Source organism: Janthinobacterium sp. NFX145, assembly GCF_049810325.1.
Lineage (GTDB): Bacteria > Pseudomonadota > Gammaproteobacteria > Burkholderiales > Burkholderiaceae_D > Janthinobacterium > Janthinobacterium rivuli.
In genome coordinates this window covers 4,555,127-4,568,728 of record NZ_CP187360.1, presented here as the reverse complement: position 1 = coordinate 4,568,728, position 13,602 = coordinate 4,555,127, and the positions used below count along the sequence as shown (strand labels likewise).

The 13,602-nt window shown below is 64.0% G+C and carries 9 protein-coding genes and 1 other RNA gene; 6 read left to right on the top strand and 4 right to left on the bottom strand.

Going from position 1 to position 13,602, the window contains the following annotated elements; genetic code table 11:
* Window position 1 precedes the first annotated feature (1 nt).
* The 6 genes from ffs (at window position 2) to ACPJXG_RS20350 (ending at window position 6,170) form a co-directional block, all read left to right on the top strand.
* Window positions 2–100: signal recognition particle sRNA small type (gene ffs / locus ACPJXG_RS20375), an RNA gene on the top strand.
* A gap of 247 nt (window positions 101–347) precedes the next feature.
* Complete coding sequence (gene dnaX, locus ACPJXG_RS20370) at window positions 348–2,654, top strand: DNA polymerase III subunit gamma/tau (protein ID WP_425252159.1); 2,307 nt, start codon at window positions 348–350, stop codon at window positions 2,652–2,654.
* Between the two features lie 42 nt (window positions 2,655–2,696).
* On the top strand, window positions 2,697–3,023 hold the full coding sequence (locus ACPJXG_RS20365) for a YbaB/EbfC family nucleoid-associated protein (protein WP_034759121.1): 327 nt from the start codon (window positions 2,697–2,699) through the stop codon (window positions 3,021–3,023).
* A gap of 47 nt (window positions 3,024–3,070) precedes the next feature.
* The gene (recR, locus tag ACPJXG_RS20360) at window positions 3,071–3,661 is read left to right on the top strand and encodes a recombination mediator RecR (protein WP_034786598.1); all 591 of its coding nucleotides are present in this window, start codon (window positions 3,071–3,073) and stop codon (window positions 3,659–3,661) included.
* 10 nt (window positions 3,662–3,671) lie between these two features.
* Window positions 3,672–4,892, top strand: a complete 1,221-nt coding sequence (locus ACPJXG_RS20355; protein WP_425252158.1) for a CaiB/BaiF CoA transferase family protein — start codon at window positions 3,672–3,674, stop codon at window positions 4,890–4,892.
* Between the two features lie 144 nt (window positions 4,893–5,036).
* Entirely contained in the window at window positions 5,037–6,170 is a 1,134-nt protein-coding gene (locus tag ACPJXG_RS20350) for an esterase-like activity of phytase family protein (protein ID WP_425252157.1), read from the top strand.
* On the opposite strand, the gene ACPJXG_RS20345 is transcribed toward ACPJXG_RS20350, so the two are convergent.
* The 4 genes from ACPJXG_RS20345 to ACPJXG_RS20330 all read right to left on the bottom strand — a co-directional run bounded on the left by ACPJXG_RS20345 (window position 6,139) and on the right by ACPJXG_RS20330 (window position 13,595).
* Window positions 6,139–8,298 carry a putative bifunctional diguanylate cyclase/phosphodiesterase gene (locus ACPJXG_RS20345; protein WP_176388545.1) on the bottom strand — a complete coding sequence of 720 codons (2,160 nt, stop codon included), beginning with the start codon at window positions 8,296–8,298 and terminating at the stop codon, window positions 6,139–6,141. The two genes, ACPJXG_RS20350 and ACPJXG_RS20345, sit on opposite strands and share 32 nt — an antisense overlap.
* Before the next feature lies 1 nt (window position 8,299).
* Window positions 8,300–11,146 (bottom strand): response regulator, encoded by a 2,847-nt coding sequence (locus tag ACPJXG_RS20340; RefSeq protein ID WP_425252156.1) that lies wholly within the window; start codon window positions 11,144–11,146, stop codon window positions 8,300–8,302.
* 188 nt (window positions 11,147–11,334) lie between these two features.
* A complete protein-coding gene (locus tag ACPJXG_RS20335; RefSeq protein WP_010396213.1) occupies window positions 11,335–11,535 on the bottom strand; it encodes a YbdD/YjiX family protein in 201 nt (66 codons plus the stop codon).
* A complete protein-coding gene (locus ACPJXG_RS20330) occupies window positions 11,535–13,595 on the bottom strand; it encodes a carbon starvation CstA family protein (RefSeq protein WP_176388547.1) in 2,061 nt (686 codons plus the stop codon). The genes ACPJXG_RS20335 and ACPJXG_RS20330 overlap by 1 nt, the downstream gene beginning before the upstream one ends.
* Window positions 13,596–13,602: the final 7 nt, after the last annotated feature.

Here is a 13,602-nt window from a genome sequence, read left to right as displayed (position 1 = left end):
CGGCGGGCCCCTGCGCATCGTGGCATGGCTAACCTGGTCAGGTCGGGAACGAAGCAGCCACGGCTATTAACCATGAGTGCCGCAGATCAGGCTCGCCTCCTTCGGGAATGTTTTATCAGGATCAACAATCAAGCTGCCATGGGCAGCTTTTTTGCTTTTACGGCCCCGTTTTCTTGCCGGCCCGCAGCACTGCCGGGCTTGCCGGGCTTGCCGTGTTTTCCCTGTTTCTACCTGGCCATGTTATACAATTGCTGCTTTGCCGCGTTTGCCATATTGGAATGGCCCGGCCATGAGGCTTGCGCCCGCCGCGCAGGATCACCCGCAAAATCGCATGGTAAAATCTCAGCATGTCCTATCAAGTCCTCGCCCGTAAATACCGCCCCAAGAATTTCGAGACGCTCGTCGGCCAGGAGCACGTCGTGCGCGCGCTCACGCATGCCTTGCACAGCGGCCGATTGCATCACGCCTACCTGTTCACGGGCACGCGCGGCGTCGGCAAGACGACCCTGTCGCGCATCCTGGCCAAGTCGCTCAATTGCATCGGCCCCGATGGCACGGGCGGTATCACGGCCCAGCCTTGCGGCGTGTGCGAAGCGTGCACGGCGATCGATGCGGGACGTTTTGTCGACTATATAGAGATGGATGCGGCGTCGAACCGCGGCGTCGATGAAATGGCGCAGCTGCTCGAGCAAGCCGTGTATGCGCCAAGCAATGCGCGCTTCAAGGTCTACATGATTGATGAGGTGCACATGCTGACGAACCACGCGTTCAATTCCATGCTGAAGACCCTGGAAGAACCGCCCGAGCACGTCAAGTTCATCCTGGCCACGACGGATCCGCAAAAAATTCCCGTCACCGTGCTGTCGCGCTGCCTGCAGTTCAATCTCAAGCAGATGCCGCCCGGCCACATCATCAGCCACCTGGACAATATCCTGGGACAAGAGGGCATCGCCTTTGAACAGCCGGCCTTGCGCCTGCTGGCCCAGGGTGCGCACGGTTCCATGCGCGACGCGCTGTCCCTGACGGATCAGGCCATCGCGTATGCGGCCGGTGAAGTCACGCTCGACGCCGTGCAAGGCATGCTGGGTGCGCTCGACCAGTCTTACCTGGTGCGCCTGCTCGACGCGCTGGCGCAGCAGGATGGCGCCGACTTGCTGGCCGTGGCCGACGAAATGGCCTCGCGCAGCCTGTCCTACAATGGCGCCCTGCAAGACCTGGGCACCTTGCTGCACCGTATTGCGCTGGCGCAAACCGTGCCCGCCGCATTGCCGCAGGATTTGCCGGAATACGCGGACATCGTGCGTCTGGCTGCCGCGTTTGACGCGGAAGAAGTCCAGCTGTTTTACCAGATCGCCGTGCATGGCCGCAATGAACTGGGCCTGGCGCCCGACGAATATGCGGGCTTTACCATGACCCTGCTGCGCATGCTGGCCTTTCGGCCCGGCATAGGCGGCGCCGAAGGCGTGCCGGCCGCAGCACCAGCCTCCGTGCCGGGCAATCGTCCCGCTGCCGTGGCCGCCGCACGCGCCGCGGCAGGGGCATCCGCACCGGCAGCCCGCGCCGCCACGAACAGCGTGGCCAGCCACGCGGCCGTGACACCGCCCGCCGTGGTCGCAGCCGCCGCCAGCATGGCGCGCAGCGAAGCGCCGCCGCCACGCGCAGCGGCGCCGGCACCGGCACCTGTAGCAGCCCCGGCGCCAGCACCAGTGCCGCCGCCTGCCGCTGCTCCCGCTGCGGCTGCCCCGGCAGCCTCGGGCGCCCCGATCAGTTCCGCCCGCGCCGCCATCAATGCGGCGCTGGAAGCGGCCCGCGCCGCCTCGAAAGGCCGTCCGGGCAGCGCGCCATCGGCGCCATCGTCGGCGCCCAAGCCAGCCGCACCGGCACCGGCAGCGGAACCTGTCGCCGCTGCGCCAGCCCCGGCTGCACCCGTCCCGGCAGCACCGCCAACGCCCGCCGCCGCGAAAGCACCTGCGCCGTGGGACGATGCGCCACCGGTCGCCGTGATGGATGCACCCGCGCCCGTGCAACAGGCACGTCCTGCCGCACCTCCGCCACAGCAGGCGCCCGCCGACGACGACTTGCCGCCGTGGGTCACCGAATTTTCCGACGACAGCGCCTCGGCCGCCGTGTCGGCGCCCGCTGCGCAAAGCAGCGAGCAGCCGGCCGTCATCATGCCGCAGCGTGCCGCCAAGCAAGCCGCGCCCAGCGGACCGTATGTGATCACGCCCGTGCCGGGCCTGGACTGGGACGGCAACTGGCCGGCCGTCGCCGCCGTGCTGCCCCTGCGCGGCATAGCCCAGCAATTGGCCGTGCAGGCCGAGCTGATCGAATGCCTGCACGACGGCCACAGCACCACGTTCCGCCTGCGCGTGCCGATCGACACGTGGCGCAGTCCGGCCAACGTGGAAAAACTGGCGGCCGTGCTGAGTGAGCGTTTCGGCCGCAAGGTCAATGTCGACACGGAACTGGGCGCCGTCTGGTACACGGCCAGCGCGGAAGCGCAGGCCCACCGCGAGGCGTGCCAGCTGCAAGCGGAAGAAACCATCGCCAGCGATCCCTTCGTGCTCGACATGAAGCGTGCATTCGACGCTTTTGTTGTGCCGGGAACGATTACCCCTGCACCGGCCGGCTCCGCCGCGCCGACCCTGCATTGATGATTAACAAAACTCACAAACTGAATTGAACGGAGCATTCTCATGATGAAAAATCAACTGGCTGGCCTGATGAAGCAGGCGCAAGCAATGCAAGACAACATGAAAAAGGCCCAGGAACAACTGGCCTTGGTGGAAGTGGAAGGCCAGTCCGGTGCCGGCCTGGTGAAAATCGTCATGACGTGCAAGAACGACGTCAAGCGCGTCTCCATCGACCCGTCCTTGCTGGCCGACGACAAGGACATGCTGGAAGACCTGGTCGCCGCCGCTTTCAACGACGCCGTGCGCAAGGCGGAAGCGACGTCAGCTGAAAAAATGGCAGGCTTGACTGGCGGCATGAACTTGCCAGCCGGCTTCAAAATGCCATTCTGATGCACTACCGCATGCGCTCGATCTGTGGCACGGGGCAGGGTTGATCCATGTCCAAGTCGCTTGAATTTTTGACCGAGGCGCTGCGGCGCCTGCCCGGCGTCGGCCCCAAGTCGGCGCAGCGGATGGCGTTTCATTTGTTGCAGCACGATAGGGAAGGCGCGGCCATGCTGTCGCGCGCCCTGTTCCAGGCCGTCGATGCCGTGCATCACTGCGGCCTGTGCAATACCTTTACCGAACATGAAGTGTGCGAGACCTGTCTCGACGAAGAGCGCGACAAGCGCTTGCTGTGCGTGGTGGAAACGCCCGCCGACCAGCTGATGATCGAGCAGACGCTCACCTACAAGGGCCTGTATTTCGTCCTCATGGGCAGACTGTCTCCGCTGGACGGCATCGGCCCGAAAGATATCCACCTCGAAAAACTGCTGAACCGCGCTAATGATGGCGTGGTCGGTGAAGTGGTGCTGGCCACCAACTTCACGAATGAAGGCGAAGCGACGGCCCATTACATCAGCGAAATGCTGAAGGCGCGGGGCTTGCGCGTGAGCCGCCTGGCCCGCGGCGTGCCCGTGGGCGGCGAACTGGAATACGTCGACGCGGGCACGATTGCCCGCGCGATGCTCGACCGCAGGGCAACCTGAACTGATCTCTATGACTGAACCCTCCGCGAATACTGGTCCTTTAAAAGGTATCAAAGTCCTTGAACTGGGCACCCTGATCGCGGGGCCTTTCTGCGCCCGCATGCTGGCCGAATTCGGCGCCGACGTGATCAAGATCGAATCGCCCGATGGCGGCGACCCCATCCGTACCTGGCGGGTGCTGAAGGATGGCACCTCGCTATGGTGGTCGGTGCAGGCGCGCAACAAGAAAAGTTTAACGCTGAACCTGAAGTCGCCCGAAGGCCGTGCCATCGCTCGCCAGCTGGCCTTGGAAGCGGACATCATTATCGAGAACTACCGCCCCGGCGTGCTGGAAAAGTGGGATCTCGGCTACGAACAGCTCAAGCAGATCAAACCGTCCCTGATCATGGTGCGCCTGTCCGGCTTTGGCCAGACGGGGCCGATGAAGGACTTGCCCGGTTTCGGTGCCATCGGCGAGTCGATGGGCGGCTTGCGCTATGTCTCCGGCTTTGCCGACCGTCCGCCCGTGCGCGTCGGCGTGTCCATTGGCGACTCCGTGGCGGCCCTGCACGGCGTGATCGGCGCCATGATGGCCTTGCGCCACCGCGACGTGACGGGTGGGGCGGTGTCCGGCGAAGGCCAGATGGTCGACGTGGCCCTGTATGAATCCGTGTTCAACCTGATGGAGTCGCTGGTGCCCGAATACGACCAGGCGGGCGTCGTGCGCGAACGCACGGGCGGCTCCTTGCCCGGCATCGTGCCATCGAATACCTACACGACGGGCGACGGCGAAAACATCGTGATTGCAGGCAACGGCGACGCCATCTTCAAGCGTCTGATGCTGGCCATGGGCCGCATCGACATGGCGGGTGACCCGCAACTGGCGCGCAACGACGGCCGGGTGGCGCGCACGCAGGAGATCGACGACGCCATCGGCGCCTGGTGCGCCACGCACACCATCGATAGCGCGCTGGCCGTGCTGAAAGCTGCCGACGTACCAGCCGGCAAAATCTACTCCGTGCGCGACATGATGAGCGACCCGCAATTCCTTGCCCGCGAGATGTTCGAACAGCACCAGTTCCCCGACGGCACGCCCGTCAAATTGCCCGCCATCAGCCCGAAACTGTCCGCCACGCCGGGCAAGACCCAGTGGCTGGGGCCGACCCTGGGCCAGCACAACGACGAGGTGCTGGCGTCGCTGGGGTTTGATGCGGCAGCCATCGCGCGGCTGAAGGCTGATGGGGTGGTGTAGTGGGATGATGTTTGGAAAGTAGGTCGGGTAGGTCGGATTAGCGGCGTAGCCGCGTAATCCGACACCACCACCGGCCAAGTTAACAATGTTGTCGGCTTACGCGCTTCGCGCTAAGCCGACCTACGCAACTCACTGATACTTGTCATGCATCGATTTTTCCGCACCGCGCTTGCCCTGGCGTCTGCCGCCATCCTTCTTTCCGCCTGTACCAGCTTCCCCCACGACGCGCCGGTCACAGGCCTGCGCCTGATCGGCGAACAGCGCATCGCACTCAAATACGCGTTCGAGGGCACCTCGGTGGGCGGCCTGTCCGGCATCGATTACGACGCTTCCAACAACAGCTGGGTGATGGAAAGCGATGACCGCTCGGCAATCAATCCAGCCCGCTTCTACCGTGCCGCGCTGCACTACGACAGCAAGGCGTTTACGGGCGTGACCTTGAACAGCGTGCATTTCTTCACGCAGCCCGATGGCAGCCGCTATCCGAACCTGGCGCATGCCAGGCTGGAGCAGGGCGACCAGGTGGCCGACATCGAAACCATCCGCGTCGATCCGCAGGACGGCAGCCTGTGGTACGGCAGCGAAGGCAACCGCAAGGTGGGCTTGCACCCGTTCGTGCGCCATGCCGATAGTGGCGGCCACTACCTGAGCACCTTGCACACGCCCCCCATGTTCAAGGTCTCGCAGGAAGCAACGGGATCGCGCAACAACTTGAGTTTTGAAGCGCTGTCGTTTTCGTCGGATGGCAAGAGCTTGTGGCTGGGCATGGAAGCGGCGCTGTACCAGGATGGCCCGCTGGCCACGCCCGACATCGGCTCCGTCGTGCGCATCACGCGCCTGGACCGCGCCGGTACCGTGCTGGGCCAGTATGCATATGCTATCGAGCCGGTGGCGTCGCGGCCGGCGCCGGGCAAGGAAGCGGACAATGGCGTGTCGGAAATCCTTGCCGTCAACGGTCACCAGTTGCTGGTGGTGGAGCGGGCCGGCGTGGAACACGCCGATGGCGTGTATACGAACCACGTGCGCGTGTATGCAATGGACACGGATGGCGCCACCGATATCCAGGCCATTCCGGCCCTGGCAGGTGCGACGTACGTGCCGGCGCGCAAGCGCCTGTTGCTGGACCTGGAAAAGACCGGCCTGGCACGGGTCGACAATATCGAAGGCATCAGCTGGGGCCCGCGCCTGGAAAACGGCCGCCGCAGCCTGGTGATGATTTCCGACGATAATTTCAACGCCCAGCAAGTCACGCAAATCCTTGCCTTCGAAGTGCTCTAGTTTCCAGGCTGGCCAGCTGGCCCCTCTGCCTGGCCAGCATGGCCGTGATCGTATCGTGCGGCGACGGGTGGCCCAGGAAGTATCCCTGCGCCATGTCGCAGCCGTATTCTTCCAGCATCAGCAGCTGCTCGTCCGTTTCCACGCCCTCGGCCACCACCACCATTTTCAAGCCATGCGCCATGGCGATGATGGCGCGCGTGATGGCCGCGTTTTCCGTATCCTGCGGCAAGCCGGCGATAAAACTCTTGTCGATTTTCAAGGCCCGCACGTCGAAGCGTTTCAAGTAATTCATTGACGAGTATCCCGTGCCGAAGTCATCGATCGACAGGTACACGCCGATGCCGCGCAATTGCTCCAGGGTCACCATGGTGGCGCGCGCATCGTCCATCAAGGTTCCTTCCGTCAATTCCAGTTCCAGCAGGCGCGCATCGAGGCCCGTGTCGGCCAGGGCCGAGAGCACGATTTGCATCAGGTTTTCATCCTTGAATTGCTTTGCCGACAGGTTGACGGCCATGCGGATGGCCCGCCCGCCATCGTTTTGCCACGCCTTGGCCTGGTTGCACGCCGTGCGCAGCACCCATTCGCCGATGGGCACGATCAGCCCCGTCTCTTCGGCCAGCGGGATGAATTCCGTGGGCGAGATGATGCCCCGTTCCGGATGGCGCCAGCGGATCAGCGCTTCCACGCCGACGATCTGCGTGCTGGGCACGTCGATCTGCGGCTGGTACAGCAGGTACAGCTCGTTGTTCTGCAAGGCCTTCCTCAAGCCCACTTCCATCTTGACGTGGCTCATGATTTCCATCGTCAGCGAAGAACTATAGAGCTTGGCGTTGTTCTTGCCGCAGTTCTTCGCGTGGTACATCGCCGTGTCCGCATATTTGAGCAGCGAGTTGCAGTCCTCGCCATCTTCCGGATACAGCGAGATGCCGATGCTGGCCGTGACGAAAATCTCGTGCCCCTCGATCATGAAGGGCCGGCGCATGGCTTCCTTGACGCGATGCGCCACGTTCAGCGCGTCTTCCACGCGCTCCAGATCGGGTATCAGGATCGTGAATTCGTCGCCGCCCAGGCGCGCCAGGTTGCTGCCGCCGAAGACGGCTTCAAACTCGTGTTCGGCGCGCAGCACCAGGTCGCTGGGGCGGATGGTTTCGCGCAGGCGCTCGGACACCACCTTGAGCAAATGGTCGCCCACGTCGTGGCCCAGGGTGTCGTTGATGCGCTTGAAGGCATCGAGGTCCATGAACAGCACGGCGAATTTTTTGTCGTATTCTTTCGAGCGCAGCAGCTCGCGTTCCAGCGTTTCCAGGAACGCTTGCCGGTTGGGGATGCCCGTCAGGCTGTCGCAATAGGCCAGGCGGCGGATCTGCTCTTCCGTGCGCTTGCGTTCGCTGATATCGCGCACCAGGCCCAGGACTTCATCGGCTCCCGTCGCCACCAGGCGCGCCTCGAAATGGCGCGTGCTGTCTTCGTGCGTGAGCGTGTAGTCGACCGAGCCGATATGCTGCGTGGCCAGTACGGCGTGCGCCTGGTCGAGCAGGCGCGCGGCGATTTCGGGCGGCAGCACGTCGCGGATATGGCTGCCCACGCAGTCGGTGATGGAAAAGCCGGCGCTGGCGTCGTGACCCTGTTCGTAGTCGAGATAAAAGCCTTCGCGGTTCAGGCGAAAGAAGGTGTCGGGGATGGCGGCCAGCACGGCGCGGTTGTGCGCGTCGGCGATGCGCAGGCGGGCGATGGCGTCGCTGGCGCGCAGCACGTACAGCACGCGGTGTCCGAGGATGGGCCAGTTGATGGGTTTGGAAATGAAGTCTGTGGCGCCCACCTCGTAGGCGCGCGTGACGGCTTCGAGTTCGTCGCCGCCCGTGACCATGATGATGGGCACGGTGCCGCCCACTTCCTGGTGGCGGATTTCGCGGCACACGGCAAAGCCGTCCATGGCCGGCATGTCGACGTCGAGCATGACCAGGTCCGGGCCGCTGTGCTTGTAACTGGCCAGCGCCTGCACGCCGTCTTCGGCCTCGATCACGTCCAGGCCCACCTGCGTGAGCATCTGCCGCATCAGCAGGCGCATCACGGGATCGTCGTCGGCCACCAGCACCAAGCCGCGGGGAGGGGAGAGAGGCGCTGTCATGTCAGTGTTCCTTCACGAGGATGGCGTTCAGCGATTCGCGTACGGCCAGGAAGGCTTGCTGCATCTGCAGCAGCAGGGGAGCCGCGCCCTCGGTGCTGCCGGCGCGGCCCAGTTTTTCCATCTCCTTGCACAGCTGCGCCAGGCCGTCGGCGCCCACGTTGGCGCTGCTTGACTTCAGGCTGTGCGCCACCTTGCGCAGCGCTTCCGCATCGGCGCCGGCAATCGCTGCGCGCATGGCGCTCAACTGGCGCGGCGTCTCGCCGACGAAGGCCTGGATGACCCGTTCAAGCAGCGCATCGCCATCCGTGCCGGACAGGGCGCGGATGTTTTCCAGCGCTTGCCGGTTCAGCGGCTGGCCGGCTGGCGTGGGCTGCGGCGCGGGAGGCGTCTCTGGCGGCGTTTGTTGCTCTGGCGCTTCGCTGTGGTGCACGGTAGCCGCGCGCGGCAGGGTGATCCAGCGCGCGATCGTGTGGCCCAGGTCCTGCTGCGTGAACGGTTTGCTCAGGTAATCGTCCATGCCGGCCGCCAGGCATGCTTCGCGGTCGCCCTGCAGCGCATTGGCCGTGATGGCGACGATGGGCAGCACGCGCGCGTGGCCGCAGTGCTGTTCATGGCGGCGGATTTCCGCCGTGGCGGCAAAGCCATCCATCACGGGCATCTGGCAATCCATCAGGATCAGATCGAAATCCTCGGCCTGTGCCGCCTGCAAGGCTTCTTCGCCATTGCGCGCGCAGACGACATCGAGGCCCAGGCTATCGAGCATGGCCAGCGCCACTTCCACGTTGACGGGATTGTCCTCGGCCAGCAGCACGCGGCGGCGCTGGCGCCGGCCCACCTGACGGGGGGCGTGCGTCGGATGGATGCGCATGCCCTCGCTGACGCGCGGCGGCGTGACGATGCAGTCGAACAGGTCGCATTCGCGGGCCGGCTTGATCAGCTGGTAGGCCACGCCCGCCTCGCGCCGCTGCACCGGGTCGGCCGCCGCCTGTTCCGTGCTCAGCAGTAGCAGCCTGAGGTCGGCCAGCAGCGGGTCGCTCTTGATGTTGGCGGCCAGGGCCAGGCCGCTGGTGCGCGGCAACTCCATGTCGAGCAGGGCCACGGCATATGGCGTGCCCGCCTGCGCGGCCGCGCGCAGCTTGCCCAGGCAGTCGCTGGCCGTGCCGGCGCTGTCGCTGACGATGTGCCAGCTGGCCAGTTGCCGCTCCAGCACGGCGCGCGTGGCGGGTGTGTGGTCGACGATCAAGGCGCGTAACCCTCGCGTGGTTTTCAGGTTGAAGGACGGGTCATCGCTGTCGACCCGCCGCTTATCGAAATTTACTTCGAACCAGAAGATCGACCCTTGCGTTAAAGCATTATCAACGCCGATAGTGCCACCCATCAGCTCCACCAGCTGTTTCGAGATCGTCAGTCCCAGGCCCGTGCCGCCGTGCTTGCGCGTGGTCGAGCCGTCCGCCTGCGAGAACGATTCGAAGATGCGCGTCTGCGCTTCGCTCGACACGCCGATGCCCGTGTCGTGCACCTCGAAGCGCAAGCCCACGCTGGGCGCGTCTTCGCCGCAGACGGTCACTTTCACGGTGACCTTGCCCGTTTCCGTGAACTTGATGGCGTTGCCCAGCAGGTTGACGATGATCTGGCGCAAGCGGTTCGGGTCGCCGCAGATGGCGATCGGGATGTCAAACGCGATGTCGAATTCCAGGCTGATGTTTTTCGCTTCCGCCTGCGGCGCGAACACGTGTTCTATGTCGTCGAGCAATTCGCGGAAATTGAAGCGGATGTATTCCACGCTCAGCTTGCCCGCCTCGATCTTGGAAAAGTCGAGGATGTCGTTGATGATCACCAGCAAATTCTGTCCCGAACGCTGCACCATGCTCGTGTAGTGGCGCTGCTGCGGGCTCAAAGGGCTGGCCAGCAGCAGCTCCGTCATGCCCAGCACGCCATTCATCGGCGTGCGGATTTCATGGCTCATGGTGGCAAGGAAGGCGCTTTTCGCCTGGCTGGCCGCCTCGGCCGCATCCTTGGCTTTTTCCAGCTGCGCCGTGCGCACGCCCACCTGGCGCTCGAGCTGGTCGCGGTAATTGGCCAGGGTGCTGTCGCGGCTGTCGATCTGCGCCAGCATGTCGTTGAAACTGTCGATCAGCACGCCCAGCTCGTCGCTGCGCTGGTGCGCGATGCGGTGGCTGTAGGTCTGGCTGCTCGACACCTTTTGCGCCGTGTCGATCAGCTTGGTGATCGGTTCGGCGATCACGCTCTTGAAGCGCCGCGCCAGGAAGACGGCGATCAGGAAGGACAGCACCGTGGCGCCGCCGATGGCGCCCACGTGGCGGCCGATGTCGCGCCACATGTGGTTCAGGTCCGCCTCGATCAGCACGGCGCCGATGATCTGTTGCGGCTCGCCTGGCCGGTAGACGGGACGGTACAAGCGCATGGCCGGCGCCAGGGTCGTGCCCGAGCCTTGCGTGACGGGCTGCACGGCCATGTCGGCCAGCAAGGCCGGATCCATGTCTTCCGGCGCCGCCAGGCCGTCTGCGTGCTGCGACGCACGGTACAGGGCGAACAAACGCCCGCCCTTGTCGAACAGGGCCGCCTGGGCCACCTCGTCGCGCGCGGCCAGCGCGGCCAGCACCTGTTCCGCCTGCGCCTGCGCCGATTTACCCGCCAGCAAGGGCGCCGCGCTGGCCGCGCCGATCACGCTCGCCAGCGACAGCAGCTGCTTGCCTTCATCGCTCTTGTGGCTGAGTACGGACGTCAGCGCAAACGCCACGAACACCAGCAGCAGCGCGCAGCCCGACGACAGTACCGAAATCATGGTCAGCTTCTGGCTGATGCTGGAGCGTTGGAAATTGAACATGAATTCGCTGCTTCCCCGGTCGCCCGTTGACTGTTATTTAATTCCTATTGGAAAAATATAGACGCGAAGACACACCCTGATATTGATGTGGGTCTAAGGGAGGAGAAGGGAGGGGAACTTACTGAAGATGAAACAACGAGGGCGCAACAATGGGGTCAGACCCGGCGGATCTGACCCCAGCACTTATATTAGCAACACCCTCCGCGTTTTCCCGCGCCACCATAGCGGGCTTCCTGCCGTTCGCGGAAAAACTCTTCATACGTCATCATCGGCTCGCCGGGATGGGTCACTTCCCGGTGCGCCACATAGGTGTCGTACTCGGGCAAGCCGCACATGAGCCGCATGCTTTGCCCCAGATACCGTCCAGCCTTGATGATTTCGTCGATCATCATTGCACCGTGGGCAAGGCCTGGAACGGCGTTTCCTTGGTGCTCGGCTGGCTGTCGGCGCGCGCCTTCAGAATCGTGCGGATGCCGAAGAACAGCACGCTGACGACGACGATGACGAAGAAGGCGGCCAGACCGGCGTCCAGGTAATCGTTGAAGATGATCTGCTGCATCTGCGCCACCGACTTGGCTGGCGCCAGCAGGGTGCCTTCATCGAGCGCCGCCGAATATTTCTTGGCGTGCGCGAGGAAGCCGACGCGCGGGTTGGCGTCGAAAATCTTTTGCCAGCCCGCCGTCAAGGTGCACAGCAGAAGCCAGATGGTCGGCGTGATGGTGACCCACGCATACTGGCCACGCTTCATCTTGAACAGCACGCAGGTGCCGAGGATCAGCGCAATCGCGGCCAGCATCTGGTTGGCGATGCCGAACAGCGGCCACAGGGTGTTGATGCCGCCCAATGGATCGACCACGCCCTGGTACAGAAAGTAGCCCCAGGCCGCCACGCACAGGCCCGTGGCCAGCAGGTTGGCGATGACGTTTTCCGTCTTTTTCAGGCTAGGCACGAAGCTGCCCAGCAAGTCTTGCAGCATGAAGCGGCCGGCACGCGTGCCCGCATCGACGGCCGTCAGGATGAACAGCGCTTCGAACAAAATCGCGAAGTGGTACCAGAAAGCCATCATGGCCTTGCCGCCGATGGCGCCGGACAGGATCTGCGCCATGCCGACGGCCAGGGTCGGTGCGCCGCCGGCGCGCGAGATGATGCTGTGCTCGCCAACGTCTTTGGCCGTCTGCGTCAGCATTTCCGGCGTGACATAGAAGCCCCATTGCGAGATCGCCTGAGCGGCGGACTCGGCCGTGGTGCCGATCAGGGCGGCCGGGCTGTTCATGGCGAAATAGATGCCTGGCTCGATGGTCGAGGCGGCCACCAGGGCCATGATGGCAACAAACGATTCCATCAGCATGGCGCCATAGCCGATGAAGCGGGCGTGGCTTTCGTTTTCAATCATCTTCGGCGTGGTGCCCGAGGAAATCAGCGCGTGGAAGCCGGAGACGGCGCCGCAGGCGATCGTAATGAACAGGAAGGGGAACAGATTACCCGACCAGACAGGGCCGGAGCCGTCGATGAACTTGGTCATGGCCGGCATTTTCAGGTAGGGCGCGACGACGATGATGCCGATGGCCAGGCCGAGAATCGTGCCGATTTTGAGAAAAGTAGACAGGTAGTCGCGCGGCGCCAGCAGCAGCCACACGGGCAGGACCGAGGCGATGAAGCCGTAGCCGATCAGCATCCACGTCAGTTCCGTTCCCGTGAACGTGAACATCGGACCGAGCACGGCGTGTTCCTGCACATACTGGCCGCCGATGATGGCCAGCATCAGCAAGACAAAGCCGATGATGGAAATCTCGCCGATGCGGCCGACGCGGATGAAGCGCGAGTACACGCCCATGAACAGGGCGATGGGGATCGTCGCCATCACGGTGAAGCTGCCCCATGGGGAGCCGGTCAGCGCCTTGACGACGATCAAGGCCAGCACGGCCAAAATGATGACCATGATCATGAAGCAGCCCAGGAGCGCGATCATGCCGGGAATTTCACCCAGTTCAGCCTTGATCAGGTCGCCCAGCGAGCGGCCATCGCGGCGCATGGAAATGAACAGCACGATGAAATCCTGCACGGCGCCGGCAAACACGACGCCAGCGAGTATCCACAGCATGCCGGGCAAATAGCCCATCTGTGCGGCCAGCACGGGGCCGACCAGGGGACCGGCGCCGGCAATCGCCGCGAAATGGTGGCCGAACAGCACATATTTGTTGGTCGGCACGTGGTCGAGGCCGTCGTTGTGCTTGAAGGCCGGCGTCATGCGGCGGGCATCCAGGCCCAGCACCTTGTCGGCGATGAACAGGCTGTAGAAACGGTAGGCGATCAGATAGACGCAGACGGCGGCGATGACGATCCAGATCGCGCTGATCGGTTCGCCACGTTGCAGGGCGACGACGCCCAGGGACCCAGCGCCTGCCAGCGCAAGCGCTGCCCAGCCGAGCTGTTTGAAAATGCGGTTCATGCTTCCT